General features: G+C 64.4%; 15 protein-coding genes. 10 read left to right on the top strand and 5 right to left on the bottom strand.

Going from position 1 to position 15,478, the window contains the following annotated elements; all coding sequences use genetic code 11:
• Nucleotides 1–56 precede the first annotated feature (56 nt).
• The 3 genes from hpaD to MESCI_RS03370 are packed head-to-tail and all read right to left on the bottom strand — an operon-like array spanning nucleotide 57 to nucleotide 2,967.
• The gene (gene hpaD / locus MESCI_RS03380) at nucleotides 57–1,037 is read right to left on the bottom strand and encodes a 3,4-dihydroxyphenylacetate 2,3-dioxygenase (RefSeq protein ID WP_013528545.1); all 981 of its coding nucleotides are present in this window, start codon (nucleotides 1,035–1,037) and stop codon (nucleotides 57–59) included.
• 14 nt (nucleotides 1,038–1,051) lie between these two features.
• The gene (hpaE, locus tag MESCI_RS03375) at nucleotides 1,052–2,569 is read right to left on the bottom strand and encodes a 5-carboxymethyl-2-hydroxymuconate semialdehyde dehydrogenase (RefSeq protein ID WP_013528544.1); all 1,518 of its coding nucleotides are present in this window, start codon (nucleotides 2,567–2,569) and stop codon (nucleotides 1,052–1,054) included.
• A gap of 11 nt (nucleotides 2,570–2,580) precedes the next feature.
• On the bottom strand, nucleotides 2,581–2,967 hold the full coding sequence (locus MESCI_RS03370) for a 5-carboxymethyl-2-hydroxymuconate Delta-isomerase (RefSeq protein WP_013528543.1): 387 nt from the start codon (nucleotides 2,965–2,967) through the stop codon (nucleotides 2,581–2,583).
• A 215-nt stretch (nucleotides 2,968–3,182) separates the two neighbouring features.
• Here MESCI_RS03370 and hpaR point away from each other — a divergent pair, with 215 nt between their 5' ends.
• Nucleotides 3,183–3,578, top strand: coding sequence for a homoprotocatechuate degradation operon regulator HpaR (hpaR, locus tag MESCI_RS03365; RefSeq protein ID WP_224620863.1), 396 nt, complete (start codon nucleotides 3,183–3,185; stop codon nucleotides 3,576–3,578).
• A gap of 29 nt (nucleotides 3,579–3,607) precedes the next feature.
• On the opposite strand, the gene MESCI_RS03360 is transcribed toward hpaR, so the two are convergent.
• Together MESCI_RS03360 and MESCI_RS03355 are read right to left on the bottom strand one after the other, a co-directional pair.
• Entirely contained in the window at nucleotides 3,608–4,117 is a 510-nt protein-coding gene (locus tag MESCI_RS03360; RefSeq protein ID WP_013528541.1) for a flavin reductase, read from the bottom strand.
• A gap of 6 nt (nucleotides 4,118–4,123) precedes the next feature.
• On the bottom strand, nucleotides 4,124–5,668 hold the full coding sequence (locus MESCI_RS03355) for a 4-hydroxyphenylacetate 3-hydroxylase N-terminal domain-containing protein (RefSeq protein WP_013528540.1): 1,545 nt from the start codon (nucleotides 5,666–5,668) through the stop codon (nucleotides 4,124–4,126).
• A 92-nt stretch (nucleotides 5,669–5,760) separates the two neighbouring features.
• Between MESCI_RS03355 and MESCI_RS03350 the strand changes: the two genes are divergently transcribed.
• The 9 genes from MESCI_RS03350 to MESCI_RS03310 all read left to right on the top strand — a co-directional run bounded on the left by MESCI_RS03350 (nucleotide 5,761) and on the right by MESCI_RS03310 (nucleotide 15,436).
• A complete protein-coding gene (locus MESCI_RS03350) occupies nucleotides 5,761–6,630 on the top strand; it encodes a helix-turn-helix domain-containing protein (protein ID WP_013528539.1) in 870 nt (289 codons plus the stop codon).
• A 206-nt stretch (nucleotides 6,631–6,836) separates the two neighbouring features.
• The gene (locus MESCI_RS03345) at nucleotides 6,837–7,325 is read left to right on the top strand and encodes a hypothetical protein (protein WP_013528538.1); all 489 of its coding nucleotides are present in this window, start codon (nucleotides 6,837–6,839) and stop codon (nucleotides 7,323–7,325) included.
• 178 nt (nucleotides 7,326–7,503) lie between these two features.
• Nucleotides 7,504–8,598 carry a transporter substrate-binding protein gene (locus MESCI_RS03340; RefSeq protein WP_013528537.1) on the top strand — a complete coding sequence of 365 codons (1,095 nt, stop codon included), beginning with the start codon at nucleotides 7,504–7,506 and terminating at the stop codon, nucleotides 8,596–8,598.
• Nucleotides 8,595–9,212, top strand: a complete 618-nt coding sequence (locus MESCI_RS03335) for an ANTAR domain-containing response regulator (protein ID WP_013528536.1) — start codon at nucleotides 8,595–8,597, stop codon at nucleotides 9,210–9,212. Before MESCI_RS03340 ends, MESCI_RS03335 begins: the two co-directional genes overlap by 4 nt.
• Nucleotides 9,213–9,231: 19 nt before the next feature.
• Complete coding sequence (locus tag MESCI_RS03330; RefSeq protein WP_128278528.1) at nucleotides 9,232–10,098, top strand: ABC transporter permease; 867 nt, start codon at nucleotides 9,232–9,234, stop codon at nucleotides 10,096–10,098.
• Nucleotides 10,095–11,015, top strand: a complete 921-nt coding sequence (locus MESCI_RS03325; RefSeq protein WP_013528534.1) for an ABC transporter permease — start codon at nucleotides 10,095–10,097, stop codon at nucleotides 11,013–11,015. Before MESCI_RS03330 ends, MESCI_RS03325 begins: the two co-directional genes overlap by 4 nt.
• 33 nt (nucleotides 11,016–11,048) lie before the next feature.
• Nucleotides 11,049–12,692 carry an ABC transporter substrate-binding protein gene (locus MESCI_RS03320; RefSeq protein ID WP_013528533.1) on the top strand — a complete coding sequence of 548 codons (1,644 nt, stop codon included), beginning with the start codon at nucleotides 11,049–11,051 and terminating at the stop codon, nucleotides 12,690–12,692.
• Nucleotides 12,682–13,626 (top strand): acetamidase/formamidase family protein, encoded by a 945-nt coding sequence (locus MESCI_RS03315; protein ID WP_013528532.1) that lies wholly within the window; start codon nucleotides 12,682–12,684, stop codon nucleotides 13,624–13,626. The genes MESCI_RS03320 and MESCI_RS03315 overlap by 11 nt, the downstream gene beginning before the upstream one ends.
• Before the next feature lie 46 nt (nucleotides 13,627–13,672).
• Entirely contained in the window at nucleotides 13,673–15,436 is a 1,764-nt protein-coding gene (locus tag MESCI_RS03310; RefSeq protein WP_013528531.1) for an ABC transporter ATP-binding protein, read from the top strand.
• The last annotated feature ends 42 nt before the right edge of the window (nucleotides 15,437–15,478 follow it).

Raw genomic sequence — 15,478 nt, 5'->3', positions numbered from 1 at the left:
ATGTCCGGCAGGACAGAGGGGGGCGCCACGGAACGCTGACATCTCCAAAATCCCACTCACGGCGCAATGATCGGCGAAGCCGCCAAATCCGGCTGGCGCGCCTCCGCCCCGGCAAACGCACTGCCCTCCTCGAACCAGCTTTTCGGCGCCGGTGCGCCCCACAGCGTCTGGCGCTGCGGGTCCTCGAGGTCCCACTTGATCGGCTCCAGGTCGGGATCGACCGTCTGGTAGTCCGAGCAGTAGATCTCGATGCGGTGGTTGTCCGGGTCGCGGACATAAAGGAAGAAGGCGTTGGAGATGCCGTGCCGGCCGGGGCCGCGTTCGATGTTCGGCAAATAGCCCGTGGTCGCCATCAGGTCGAGCAGGTCGATGATGTTGAGCGGCGTCGGCACCCAGAAGGCGACATGATGCAGGCGCGGGCCGATGCCGTTGGTGAACGCGATGTCGTGGACGCCGCCCTTGCGGTGCGTCCAAGCTGCCCAAAGCTTCCCGGTTGCGGCATCCTCGGTGTATTCGGTGACGCGAAAACCGAGCTCGTTGTAGAAGGCGACGGACTCGTCGACATTGGGCGAGAAGCAGTTGAAGTGGTCGATGCGCAGCGGCTTGACGCCCTTGTAGAGCGCATATTTCTGATGGATCGGCGGCAGCCTTTCCATCTGGGCATAGAACTCCAGCGGAATCCCGTGCGGGTCGCGCGTCCGAAAAGTGCGCGACTGGTAGGGCCGCTCGACCCATTCCACCGGCATGCCCTTGCCCTTGAAGAAATACTCGGCCTTGTCGAGGTCCTCGTCCGAAAAGACCTTGAAGCCGAGATCGCGCGCCTCGGCTGCGGCCGCCTTCTTCAGCACGATGCAATGGTGCCCGCGCTCCTCCAGCGCCCTGAGATAAATGGTGTCCGATGTCTCGTCGGTAACCTGCAGGCCGAGCGTGTCGACATAGAAGGCGCGGGATTTGGCGAGGTCGGTGACGGCCAACTCGACATGGCTGAGGCGCACGATGTTGAAGGCGGGGTAGAGATTGGGTTTGGGCAAGGGCATCCGATTTCCTCCGGTCAGCCGCCGAGTTTCTGGATCGCGTGCGCCGTCGTCGCGAAGGCGACGTTCTTCGTCTCCATGTAGAAGTCGAAGGAATGGTCGCCGCCGTCGCGGCCGATGCCGGAATTCTTGACGCCGCCGAAGGGGGTCGGCAAATGCCGCACGTTCTCGGAGTTAACCCAGATCATGCCGGCCTCCAGCGCATCGGTGAAACGGAAGGCGCGGGTGACGTCAGAGGTCCAGAGATAGCCGGTCAGGCCGTATTGCGTGTCGTTGGCCAGCGCCAGCGCTTCCGCCTCGTCGTTGAACGGAATGGCGCTCAGCACCGGCCCGAAAATCTCCTCCTGCGCGATGCGCATGCCGTTGGTCACGTTGGTGAACAGGGTCGGGCCGACATAACAGCCGTCTCCCGGTCCATCGACCTTGCCGCCGCCGACGGCCAGCGTCGCCCCCTCCGACCTGCCGATGTCGATATAGGACAGCACCTTCTTTTCATGCACCGGATGGATCAGCGGCCCGACCACCGTTTTCGGATCGAGCGGGTGGCCGACGACGATGCGCTTCGCCCTCTCCGCGACTTTGGCGGTGAAGCTTTCATAGATCGAGGCTTCGACCAGAAGCCGCGACGACGAGGTGCAGCGCTCGCCATTCAGCGAATAGATCATGAATACGGCGGCGTCGGCGGCGCGCTCGAGATCGGCGTCGGCAAAGACGATCACAGGGTTCTTGCCGCCAAGCTCGAAATGCACGCGCTTCAGCGTGCCGGCGCCTTGCTTCATGATCATCGAACCGGTGCGGCTTTCGCCGACAAAACCGATCGCCCTGATGTCGGGATGCTCGGTCAGCGCCTTGCCGGCGTCTTCACCAAGGCCGTTGACCAGGTTCCATACGCCTTTCGGCAGGCCGGCCTCCTCGGCGATCTCGACCAGCAGGCGGGCGGTCAGCGGCGAGAATTCAGCCGGCTTATGAACCACGGTGCATCCGGCCGCCAGCGCTGGCGCAATCTTCCACGTCGACAGCATGAACGGTGTGTTCCACGGCGTGATGATGCCGACCGGGCCGATCGGAACGCGCGTCGTCATATTGACCTGGCCTGTCGTACGCAGCGTCTCGCCGTCGCGCGCTTCGGGCGCGCGGTCGGCGAAGAAACGGAAATTCTCGGCACCGCGCAGCGCTGCCTTGGCCATGAACTTCAGCGCCTGGCCGGTATCCATGCATTCGACAAAAGCGATCTCCTCGGCGCGCGCTTCGATTGCGTCGGCGATTTTGTGCAGCAGCTTCTTGCGTGCCTCGCCAGGCATGGCCGCCCAGGCTGGGAACGCCGCCTTCGCCGCCTTGGCGGCGCGGTCGATGTCGGCGGCGCCGCCGCGCGCGACGCTTGCCAGCGGCTTGAGGTCGACCGGCGACAGCGTTTCGAACGTCGCGCCATCGAGGGCCGGCACCGCCTCGCCGCCGATCTGGTTCAAAACGCCATCGCGCTTGAAGCGGGCCAGATAGGCCTCGGCCTTTTTCAGATTGCCTTGCAGGTCGGACATGTCGGGTTCCGTCACTTGCCGCGCAGCCGCGGGTGGATTGCGTTTTTCTTCCAGCTGAGCACCGGGTCGATTTCCCGGATTTCGAGCGACAGGGCGAAATGCGGGGTCTCGAACAGGGTGGCAAGGTATTCGCTCACCGCCGCGAAGACAGCCTCGCCGGTCCGCTTCTTCTCGTCCGGGCTGCGGCCGGTGCCGATGCGAAACGACATGTCGAGAAAAGCGTTTTCCGGCAGGCTGTCGGCCATCGCGTAGGCCTCGGCGCGAAAGGCCCGCACCCGCACGGCGCCGGTCTCGAACAGCCCGGTGTCCAGCACTGTGCGCAACACCAGCGCGCACAATTCGTCCATATCGACCTTGGCATCGAGATTGGCCGAATACTCGATGGAGAAGTGAGGCACGGCGCTTCGTTTCCCTGGGTTATTGCTTTGTTGTAGTTAACGCGTTAATTACATGCGGCATCCGCGAAGTCAAGTCTTGCATCGGCCTTGGCGCAACGATACGGGATGGCAGGAACGGGCCCCGGCAGGCGGATTCGACCGAGGGAAGGCCTGTTTCGATCGCAAGCGTGGGAGGCTCTTTTTTGCTGCCTGAAAACACCCGTCGTTCCCTGCCGATGGCGCTGCTTCATGCCCGCGAAGCGGTGATGGCGCGGTTTCGGCCGATGCTTGCGGCGCATGACGTGACCGAACAGCAATGGCGCGTGCTGCGTGTGCTCAGCGAAGCCGGCCCGGTCGAGGCGACGGAACTTGCCGATCGCGCCTCGGTTTTGCCGCCCAGCCTGACGCGCATCATCAAGGCCCTCGAGGGACGCAAATTCATCACCCGCAACAAGGCCGAAGGCGACGGCCGCCGCGTCGTGCTGACCATTGCGCCTGCCGGCTCCGCCCTGATCGACGCCCTGTCGCCCGAGCGTCGCGTCATCTATGACGACATCGAACAGCGTTTTGGGCATGAGAAGCTGGAGCAGCTCCTCGACCTCTTGGAGAGCTTGATCGACGGCGAGAGCTGAGCGGTCGGTCCTGGCCGTTTCGCCCAGGCTCACCCGCCAAAGCTGCCCAACCGTGTCGGCTGCGTATAATTCCGGTCGACATAGAGCAGGGCCGAGCCGCCGCTGCCGTGCCGGACATCGATGACGCGGCCGATCATGACATTGTGCGTGCCGACGACATGCACGGTCTCGATCTCGCAATCGAAGTTGACGATCGCATCCGACAGCGCCGGCGTGCCGGAGGTCAGCGTCTGCCAGCGCGCCGAGGCGTAGCGCGCCTCCATGTCCCTGGTCGCGCCGGCGAACTTTCCCGCCAGATGCATGTGGTCATGCGTCAGCACGTTGACGCAGAAGCGCCGGTTGGACAGGAACATGGCGGCCTGCGTCGAGCGCCCGTTCATGCACACGAGCAGCGTCGGCGGCTCGTCCGAGACGCTGCACATGGCGGTGGCGGTGAAGCCGCCGCGTCCTGCCGGCCCGTCTGTGGTGACGATGTTGACCGGCGCGCAGACCCTCGCCATGGCGTCGCGGAAATCGGCTTTCGAAATCTGCGTGGCCATGTGATTTCACTCGGCCGTTGAGACAAGCGGATGGAACCAGGTATCGCCGGTCCAGCCATTCTCGTCATAATCGGCCATGCAGGTGTCGACCAGCTCTTCCATCGCCTTCAGCCGCCCGCCGCGCTCGGCGCCTTTCAGCACCTGCAGCCGTACCTCTTCCGGCGCACCGGCATAGTTGAGCTCATAGAGCGCGTGGCGGCCGCCGAACTCGGTGCCGGTCGCATCCCACAACAGCTTCATGATCTTGATGCGTTCGATGTGGCCCATATCGTTGGAGCCGCGCACATATTGCGACAGATATTTGTCGATCTCGGGGTTGTTGAAGTCGCGCACCGACGACGGCAGGTAGATCAGCCCCGAGGCGATCACCCGGCGCACGGTGTCGATGACGCGCGGATAGGCTTCCGACATGAAGGTGCGGTAGGCAAGCGCGGCTTCCAGGTTGGGCAGGACGGCGCCATTCGCCCATGGGATCGGGTTGTAGGCCATGGCGTTGGAAAAGCTCCAGAACATGTGCCTGAGCGCAATGACCTCGCCCAGTGCCGCCTGGTTGCCGCGGAAAGCATCGCCGCCGGTGACGCGCAGCGCCTTGGCCAGCAGGCCGGCGAGAAAGTCGAGCTTGACGGCGAAACGCGTGCAGCCCTGGAAGCAGTAGCCATGCATGAAGCCGGAGGCCGGATGGAAGGACAGGATTTTTTGCGCATCGCGCAGCACCAGCACGTCCTCCCAGGGGATGAAGACATTGTCGAGCACCAGGATCGCGTCGTTCTCGTCGAAGCGCGACGACAGCGGATAGTCGAAGGGTGCCGCCACCGTGTTGGCCGTCTGCTCGTAGGAGACGCGGCAGAACATCTTTATCCCCGGCGCATTCATCGGCACGATGAACATCACCGACAGCGACGGATCCTCGGTCACCGTCGCCGACCCTTGCGCCAGGAAATTGTAGTGCGTCAGCGCCGAGGACGTCGCCACCACCTTGGCGCCGGACACGTAGATGCCGGCGTCCGTCTCCCTGGTGATGTGGACGAAGACATCCTTCACCTGTTCGGCCGGCTTGTGGCGGTCGATCGGCGGGTTGACGATGGCGTGGTTCATGAACAACGCGGCTTCCTGCGCGCGTTTGTGCCAGGACAGGGCATTGTCCTTGAACGGCCCGTACCAGTCGGCATTGGCGCCGAGCGTGTTCATCAGCGCCGCCTTGTAGTCGGGCGTGCGGCCCATCCAGCCATAGGACATGCGCGACCACTCCGCGATCGCCGTCTGCTGGGCAACAAGCTCGGCGGAAGACTTGGCAACGCGGAAATATTTGTGGGTGTAGCCGCCCGAGCCGGTGTCGGTTGGTGACGTCAGCGCGTCCCGCCGCTTTGGATCATGCAGGGCGTCGTAGAGGCGCGCCAGCGACCGCGCCGAATTGCGCATCGCCGGATGCGTGGTGACGTCGGCAATGCGTTCGCCGTTGATATAGACCTCGCGGCGATCGCGCAGGCTCTCCAGATACTCGGCCCCGGTGAATGGGCGTGCCTTATCGGTGCGGAAGTCTTCTGATCGCATGATGGTCCTCCTCTTAAGCCGTAACCCTAGCGCCCTGGGCATCGATCGGTTATGGACGGAACGGCAAAACCGATTGGACTTTTTCCGGCGTCATGAGCCAGAGATCCATCCCCGACTTCTTCGTCTATGGCGAGCCGGTGCGGCCGCTCGATGTCGGTTTTCTGCATGTCGAGACGGTGCTTGCGCGCGGCAATATCCATCTTGGTGAGGTCGCCGCGCACAAGCACCCGCAGATGGGTCAGATCACCTTCTGGACCAGCGGCTCCGGTACCTACCGCATCGAAGACCGATCCTGGGACTTTTCGGCGCCTGCCGTGAGTTTCGTGCCGAGCACTATCGTGCACGGCTTCTCGATCGGCCCCGGCACCGACGCCATCGTCGTCTCGGTCGCCGACGGCGCGCTTGCGGCCATCGCGGCTCACAGCCTGCTGCCGCTGGACCGGCCGGTCTTTGCCGACGGCATGCCGCAGCACGCAGCGTGGGCCAGATTGGCGGCGGTGCTGGAGATGATCGCCGCCGAATACGCCGAGGCGCAAGCCGGCAAAGACAGGGTCCTGCAGGCGCTGATCGCCGTCGCGCTCTCCCACATCGCGCGCCTCAGTCCCGAGACAAAGGATGCCACGGCGTCTTCTGATGCCTCACTGGCGTTGGGGCTGCGCCGGCTCGCCGATGCGCATTTCCGCGACAACTGGCCTGTTGATCGCTACGTCGAGGCGCTGGCCACGACGCCGCATCTTCTCGACAAGGCCAGCCGCGCGGTGCTGGGCAGCGGCGTCAAACGCGTCGTCGGTGAGCGACGGCTGCTGGAGGCCAAGCGGCTGCTGTTGTTCACCGTACGCTCGGTCGAGGACATCGCCTACGAGATCGGCTTCGACGACCCGGCGTATTTTTCACGATTCTTTCGCGCGCGGGTCGGCGAAGCGCCCGCGTCCTGGCGGCGGAAACAGTTGCAGGGTCATTGATGGGTGACCATGGATGCGGACCTTGGCGCGCCGTTCCGGCGCGAGCCCGCTTCCGCCAGGGCGTTGGCTTCCCGACCGGCCATGATGCAGCCACAGCCACTTTTTCGTGAAGCTGAACGGGTTGATCCGCTCGCCTGTCTGCCTAGGTAGAAAGGAGCGGCGGGCGCCACGCAAAATCTGACAATCGGGCAAATCTGACAGTCGGCATGATATTTTCCTGCATTCGAAAGCTTGGCCTCGCTGCTCTCTGTGTCGCCATCCAGTCTTCCTGCGTCGTTCCCGACGACACGTCGCGTATCGCCAAGGTTGATCCAACGGCGGCGGCTGCCCGCAAGGAGATGGTCGGCCTCAGCGAAGCCGATGTTCGAATGTGCGCCGGGTTTCCGACCGCCACCGCCGACGCCGGCCAATCGGGCCAGATCTGGACCTACAAGCGCATCGTCCAGCGCGGCAATCTCAGCATTGTGGTTCCGACGTTGGCGGTCGGCGCGATCCCGGCGGTCGGCGGCTCCGTCAATGTCGCTCCCGGCGGCTATTGCGATACGCAAATTCGCATGGTCGATGGCCGCGTCGCCGAAGTTGCCTATGCCGGCGACAACAATTTGCCGAACAGGCGCGACGCGCTTTGTGTCAGCACGGTGGACGCCTGTGTGACCTATGCCCGCCAACTCGGCCAGAGGCCGGCGGCCAAATAGCCGGCGGCAGCGAAACGGCGATGGCAGGTCATGCAAATGTCATTGAGGGCTTGACTGACCCGCCGGACCGAATACGCTAGCGCAAAATACCGGCTCTGATTGCCGGGCGGCAAAAATGCCTCGTATGCCTCGCCCTTCCGGCGCAGGCTGCGAGGCATTGTCATTTCTGGGGTCCTGTTTGAAACGGCGCATCGAGATCGGCATCCTGTATTCCCGCTCGGGGAGCTATCAGCTCGTCTCCGATGCGTGCCGCATCGGCGCCATGCGCGCCATAGCCGACATCAACGCCGATCGCAGCTCAGGCATCGAACTGGTGCCGGTGGAGCGCGATCCGCAAAGCAATGCGGACCGCTACGCAACGCTTTGCGAAGATATCTTCAAGACCAGCAGCGCACGCCATGTCATCGGCTGCGTCACCTCCTGGAGCCGCAAGGAAACCATTCCGGTCTTGGAGAAAGCCGGCGGCATGCTCTGGTACGCCTGCCCCTATGAGGGCTTCGAAGCCAATGAGCATGTCGTCTACATGCACGCCTGCCCCAACCAGCATCTGGTGCCGCTGATGGCGCATGTCGTGCCGCGTTTCGGCGCCAACGGCTTCCTGCTCGGCTCGAACTACATCTGGGGCTGGGAGATGAATCGCGTCGCGCGCGACCTGATCGCGGATGCCGGCGGCAAGGTGCTGGGCGAACGCTATCTGCGCATCGGCGAGACCGACGTGTCGCGGCTGATCGCGGAGATCCGCGCCACGCGGCCGAACTTCATCCTCAACAATTTGATCGGCACCTCGTCCTACGCCTTCCTCGCGGCCTATCGCGACCTGGGTCACGAGGATGCCGCCTTCAGTCCCGGGACTTGCCCCGTCATCTCCTGCAACCTGACCGAAGGTGAGCTGCCGGCGATCGGTGAATCCGGCAAGGGACATCTGTCGGTCGGGCCGTATTTCGCGCCGCGCCCGGCTGCCTTCGCCTCATCCTTCGAGGCCTCCGCCTATGCCTCGGTGCAGGTGATGGCCGACGTGCTCTCCAGCAATCCCGACGCCGGTCCGGCGGAATTCTCCAAAGCCTTCGCCGAACGCCGCTTCTCCACCCGGCTCGGTCCGATCGCCATCGACGCCCACTCGCAGCACGCGACACTGCCGGTGATCATCGGGCGCATCGCGGACGGCTTCTTCGAGGTCGTCAGCCGCGAAGACGAAGTCGCGCCGGATCCGTATCTGTCGCGCTACGACCCGGCAAAAACATTCGGCCGCCCGCGCCTGAGGGTGGTGTCGTGACCAGAGCCCCACGCATCCCCAATCTCGGCGGCGCCAGGGCGTTTATCCTGCATCGCCCGCATCCGACGGTGCAGGCGATCACCAGGCAATTGTCGGCCATCGGGCTGATCACGCTGGATTGCTGGCCGGAACTGCCGCCCGAGGCGCTGGCCGCCGATTTCGTCTTCTTCGACGCCGATCTCGGCTTTGACGAGCAGTTTCCGTGGAAGCCGGGCGAAGCGCCGATGCCGCTGGTGGCGCTGATCGGTTCCGAGGCGCCGGGCCGCATCGAATGGGCGCTGTCGCATAAGGCCGATGCGCAGCTGCTGAAGCCGGTCGGCAATGCCGGCGTCTACAGCGCGCTGCTGATCGCGCGCCAGAGTTTCGAGGCGCGAAAACACCTGGCCAGCGAGATCGCCTCGCTTCGCCAGCGCGTTGCCGAGCGCCAGACCATCGTGCGCGCGGTGACGGCACTGGCGAAAGGCGCCGATGACGGCCGCGCCTATGCGCAGCTGCGCTCGCTGGCGATGAGCTGGCAGATCAGCGTCGAGGATGCCGCGCGGCGGATCGTGGCAATGACAAGCGAAGAAGCAACAGGGGAAGAAGGCGGCGATGACCAGTCCCATCGCGCCTGATCTCACCGCGCCAGGGCGCATGCCGGTCAAGCCGCGCGCCGGCGTCTGGCGCCGGCTGGTCAGGCGCCGTCTGGCTCTGCTCGGGCTGGTCATCGTCGCCATCGTCGTTGCCGGCGCCGTGCTGGCGCCATGGCTGACCGGCTATGATCCCAACGAGCAGATGTTCGACGGCCTGACCATCGAGGGCTCGCCCTTGCCGCCGGATGCAAAATTCTGGCTGGGCACCGACTTGCTCGGCCGCGACCTCCTGACCCGCATCCTCTACGGCGCCCGCACCTCGCTGATCATCGGCATCGTCGCCAATGGCGTGGCGCTGTTCATTGGCACGCTGGTCGGTGTTGTCGCCGGCTATTTCCGTGGCTGGATCGGCAGCGCGCTGATGCGTTTCACCGATTTGATGATGGCGTTTCCGGCACTGCTGCTCGCCATTTGCTTGGCCGCGGTGTTCGAGCCCAGCCTGTGGATCGTCGCCATGGTCATCGCTTTGGTCAACTGGGTGCAGACCGCCCGCGTCATCTACACCGAGACCTCATCGCTGGCGGAGCGTGAGTTCATCGATGCCGAACGCACCATCGGCGCGAGCGCGCCGCGCATCCTGTTTCGCCACATCCTGCCGCATCTCTTACCGACCATCATCGTCTGGGGCACGCTCGGCATCTCGACCACCGTGCTGCTCGAGGCGACGCTCTCTTTCCTCGGCATCGGCGTCCAGCCGCCCACGGCGTCCTGGGGCAACATCATCTTCGAGAACCAGACCTATTTCCAGGCCGCACCCTGGCTGGTGTTCTTTCCGGGTGCCGCGATCCTGGCGCTGGCGCTCGCCTTCAACCTGATCGGCGATGCGCTGCGCGACATCCTCGATCCGACGCAAAGAGGCCGGGCATGATCGCCTATCTCGGCCGCCGCCTCATCCAGTCGCTGCTGATCCTGCTCGGCGTCTCGCTGATCACCTTCGCTCTGCTCTATCTCCTGCCCGCCGATCCGGTGCGCCAGATCGCCGGCCGCAGTGCCACGCCGCAGACGGTCGAGAACATCCGCCAGCAGCTCGGCCTCGACCAGCCGTTCGTCGTCCAGTACTGGCGCTATCTCAAGAAGCTCGTCAGCGGCGATCTCGGCCGCTCCTACATCCAGCGCTCCGAAGTCACCGAGCTGATCGTCTCGCGGCTGCCGGCCAGCCTGTTGCTGATGGTCGGCGCCATCCTGTGCGAGCTGTTGCTCGGCCTGAGCATGGGCCTGATCGCCGCCGTCAAGCGCGGCACCGCCACTGACCAGACGCTGATGGTCGCCTCCTTCGTCGGCGTCTCGGCACCGCAATTCGTCGTCGGTCTGCTGCTGCTCTACGTCTTTGCCGTGCGGCTCAGCTGGTTCCCGATCGGCGGCTACGGCACCTGGCGTCATCTGGTGCTGCCGTCACTGACCATGGGAATCCTCGGCGCCGGCTGGTACGCGCGCATGATGCGCTCGTCGATGATCGACGTGCTGCGCCAGGATTACGTGCGCACCGCCCGCGCCAAAGGCCTGGCGCGGCGAGCTATCCTGTTCCGCCATGCGCTGCCCAACGCCATCCTGCCGGTGATCGCTATGATCGGCATCGACATAGGCATCTTCATGGGCGGCATCGTCGTCGTCGAAAGCGTGTTCGGCTGGCCCGGCATCGGCCAGCTCGCCTGGCAGGCCATCCAACGCGTCGACATCCCGATCATCATGGGTGTGACGCTGGTGTCGGCCTTCGCCATCGTGCTGGGCAATCTGCTGGCCGACATCATCGCGCCCTTCATCGACCCCCGCATCAAGCTCAGATGAAATGAAAACCAAACAGAGAAAGGGAACATAAAAATGAAAAAGTTTCTCGCATCCACGGTAGCGGCATCGGCGCTGGCGCTGATGCTCGGCATGACGAGCGTTCGCGCCGAGGACGCCGTCGATCCGAACGCCAAGCAGGGCGGCGCCATCACCATCACCTACAAGGACGACGTCGCCACGCTCGATCCGGCGATCGGCTATGACTGGCAGAACTGGTCGATGATCAAGAGCCTGTTCGACGGGTTGATGGACTACGAGCCGGGCACCACCAATCTGAAGCCCGACCTCGCCGAAAGATACGAGATTTCGCCCGACGGCAAGACCTTCACCTTCAAGCTGCGCCATGGCGTGAAATTCCACAATGGCCGCGAGATGACGGCCGACGACGTGAAATATTCGCTCGACCGCGTCACCAATCCGAAGACGCAGAGCCCCGGCGCCGGCTTCTTCGGCTCGATCAAGGGCTATGACGATGTCGCCGCCGGCAAGGCCGAGAGCCTCTCCGGCGTCACCGTCGTCGACACTTACACGATCAAGTTCGAATTGACCCGCCCCGACGCCACCTTCCTGCATGTGATGGCCATCAACTTCGCCCATGTCGTGCCGAAGGAAGAGGTCGAGAAATACGGCGCCGATTTCGGCAAGCATCCGGTCGGCACCGGCGCCTTCAAGCTCGCCGAGTGGACGCTCGGCCAGCGCATCGTCTTCGAGCGCAATGCGGACTACTGGCACAAGGGCCTGCCGCATCTGGACAAGATCACCTTCGAGATCGGCCAGGAGCCGATCGTGGCGCTGCTGCGCCTGCAGAAAGGCGAGATCGACGTCCCCGGCGACGGCATTCCGCCAGCAAAATTCCAGGAGGTGATGGCCGATCCCGAGCAGAAGGCACGCGTCGTCGAAGGCGGCCAGCTGCACACCGGCTATGTCACCATGAACACCACCATGGCGCCGTTCGACAATGTTAAGGTGCGCCAGGCAGTCAACATGGCGATCAACAAGGCGCGCGTCATCCAGATCATCAACGGCCGCGCCGTGCCGGCCAACCAGCCGCTGCCGCCGTCGATGCCGGGCTACGACAAGGAATACAAGGGCTATCCCTATGACGTCGCCAAGGCCAAGGCGCTGCTCGCAGAGGCTGGCCACCCCGACGGCTTCGAGACACAGCTGTTTGCCATGAACACCGATCCCAACCCGCGCATCGCCCAGGCGATCCAGCAGGATCTGGCGGCGATCGGCATCAAGGCCAGCATCCAGTCGCTGGCGCAGGCAAACGTGATTGCCGCCGGCGGCGACAAGGCCGGCGCACCGATGATCTGGTCCGGCGGCATGGCCTGGATCGCCGACTTCCCGGATCCGTCGAACTTCTACGGCCCGATCCTCGGCTGCGCCGGTGCGGTGCCCGGCGGCTGGAACTGGTCGTGGTATTGCAACAAGGATCTCGACGCCAAGGCGGCCGAGGCCGACTCGGTGGTCGACCCGGCTAAATCAGGCGAACGCGACAAGATGTGGAGCGCCATCTACGACAAGGTGATGGAAGACGCGCCCTGGGCGCCGGTCTTCAACGAGCAGCGCTTCACCATGAAATCGGCGCGCATGGGCGGCGCCGACAACCTCTATGTCGACCCGGTTCATATCCCGATCAACTACGACAATGTGTACGTAAAAGATGTGCAATAACTGCGACTACACCATCCACGGGCGCCAACATCATTTCGGCTGGGACAATTCGTTTGCCCCGGCCGAGCGGGTGGCGCCCGGCTCGACGATCGAGTTCCAGTGCCTCGATTCCTCCGGCGGCCAGTTGCAGGCCGGCAGCACGGTCGCCGACGTCGCCAAGCTCGACTTCGCCACCGTCAATCCGGTGACCGGGCCGATCTTCATCGAGGGCGCCGAGCCGGGTGACGCGCTGAAGGTGACGATCGAGATGTTCAAGCCGTCCGGCTTCGGCTGGACGGCCAACATTCCGGGCTTTGGGCTGCTCGCCGACGACTTCAAGGAGCCGGCGCTGAACATCTGGAAATACGACGCTGCCTCGCTCGAGCCGGCGCTGTTCGGCAAGAATGCGCGTGTGCCGTTGAAACCCTTCGCCGGCACCATAGGCAACGCGCTGGCGGAAAAGGGCCACCACTCGGTGGTGCCGCCAAGGCGCGTCGGCGGCAATCTCGACATCCGCGATCTCGCCGCCGGCACCACGCTCTATCTGCCGGTGGAAGTGGCGGGCGCGCTGTTTTCGGTTGGCGACACCCATGCCGCGCAAGGTGACGGCGAGGTCTGCGGCACGGCGATCGAAAGTCCGATGGACGTCGTGCTCAAGCTCGACCTGGTCAAGGATGCCAGGCTGAAGACGCCGCGCTTCACCACGCCAGGCCCGGTGACGCGCCATCTCGACGCCAAGGGCTATGAGGTGACGACCGGCATCGGTCCGGACCTGATGACCGGCGCCAGGGAAGCGGTTGCGCAGATGGTCGACCTGCTCGCCGGTCGTTATCACATCGACCCAGTCGAGGCCTATATGCTGGCCTCGGTCTGCGGCGATCTCCGCATCAGCGAGATCGTCGACATGCCGAACTGGGTGGTGTCGTTCTACTTTCCGCGCTGCGTGTTTGAATGAGGAGGGGGGTGTGCCGGAGTAAATCCCTCTCCGGGTCACGCGCGCAATGATCGCCGCCAGCGAACCCATACTCGGCATCGCCAACCTCTCCGTCAGCGTGCGCGGCGAGGAGGGCGAGCGCGAGGTCGTCTCCGACCTGTCGCTTACGTTGTCTCGTGGCGAGACGCTGTGCATTGCCGGTGAATCCGGCTCCGGCAAATCGATGACCGCTCTGGCCATCATGCAGCTTCTGCCGCAGCCTGCCGCCAGGATTTCATCCGGCAAGGTCCATCTCGGCGACACAGATCTGACGATTCTGGACGAGCGCCGGATGCGGCGCATTCGCGGCAACCGCATCGCCATGATCTTCCAGGAGCCGATGACCTCACTCAACCCGGTGCTGTCGATCGGCCGGCAGCTCACCGAATCCATCGAGGCGCATACCTCCCTGTCGCAGAGCGAGGCTCGCCAGCGTGCCATCGAGGCGCTGAAGGCGGTGCGCATTTCGGAAGCCGAAAGCCGGCTAAAGCAGTTTCCGCACGAACTGTCCGGCGGCATGCGCCAGCGGGTGATGATCGCCATGGCGCTGGCGCTCGAGCCGGACGTGCTGATCGCCGACGAGCCGACGACGGCGCTCGACGTCACCGTGCAAGGCGAGGTGCTGGAACTTTTGCGCGATCTGCAGCGCCAGCATGGCACCAGCGTCATCCTCATCACGCATGACATGGGCGTCGTCGCCGAAATGGCCGACCGCGTCATCATCATGCGGCATGGCCGCATGGTCGAAGAGGGAAAAACCGCTGACATTTTCGCCAGGCCGCAAGCCGGCTACACGCGCGAGCTGCTGGCCGCCGTGCCGCGCATCGGCAGCGGTATCGGTCGCCAGGAATCCAGGAGTGCCGAGACGGCAACGCCGGCCAATGTCGCTGACGTCAAGGACCTGCATGTCCGTTTCGACCTGCATGGCGGCTTCTTCGGCCGGGTCACTCGTCGCGTCCACGCCGTCGAAGGCGTCAGCTTCTCGATCGCGCCCAACGAGACGCTGGCGCTGGTCGGCGAATCCGGTTGTGGCAAGTCGACCACCGCCAAGGCGCTGGCCGGACTGGTGCCCTACAGCGGCGACATCGCCATTGGCGGCCGCAATCTGTCCGGCCTCGGCCGCGACGAGCGCAAGGCGGTGCGCCGCGACGTGCAGATGATTTTCCAGGACCCCTATGCCTCGTTGGACCCACGCATGCGTGTCGGCGACCTCGTCGCCGAGCCGCTGCTGATCCACGGTATCGCCTCGAAGGAAGAGCGCAGCGAGCGTGTCGCAGCGCTGTTCGAGCGCGTCGGCCTGTCGGCCGACCAGATGGAACTCTATCCGCATGAATTCTCCGGCGGCCAGCGCCAGCGCGTCTGCATTGCCCGCGCGCTTGCACTGCGGCCGAAGCTGATCATCGCCGACGAAAGCGTCTCGGCGCTCGACGTCTCGGTGCAGGCGCGCGTACTCGATCTGTTGAAGGAGTTGCAGCGCGAATTCGGCGTCGCCTATCTCTTCATCTCGCATGACATGGCGGTGGTCGAGAACATCTCCGACCGCGTCGCCGTCATGTATCTCGGCCAGATCGTCGAGATGGGCACCCGCGACCAGGTCTTTTCCAACCCGCGCCATCCCTACACCAGGCGCCTGATCGAAGCCGTGCCCGTGCCCGATCCCGCGCAGCGCAGAAGCCGCTTCGCGCGCCTCGACCAGGAAATCCCGAGCGCCACCCGCAGGATCGGCGAGGCGCCGCTGAAACTGGCGCTGAGGGATGTCGGCAACGGCCACCTCGTCGCCGCCGAGGGCTGAGCCGGCACTGCCGCCGGGCGGTTCACATGTTTGTGTCTCTAT

It is taken from the genome of Mesorhizobium ciceri biovar biserrulae WSM1271, from assembly GCF_000185905.1.
GTDB lineage: Bacteria > Pseudomonadota > Alphaproteobacteria > Rhizobiales > Rhizobiaceae > Mesorhizobium > Mesorhizobium ciceri.
This window is presented reverse-complemented; position numbering and strand designations above follow the sequence as displayed.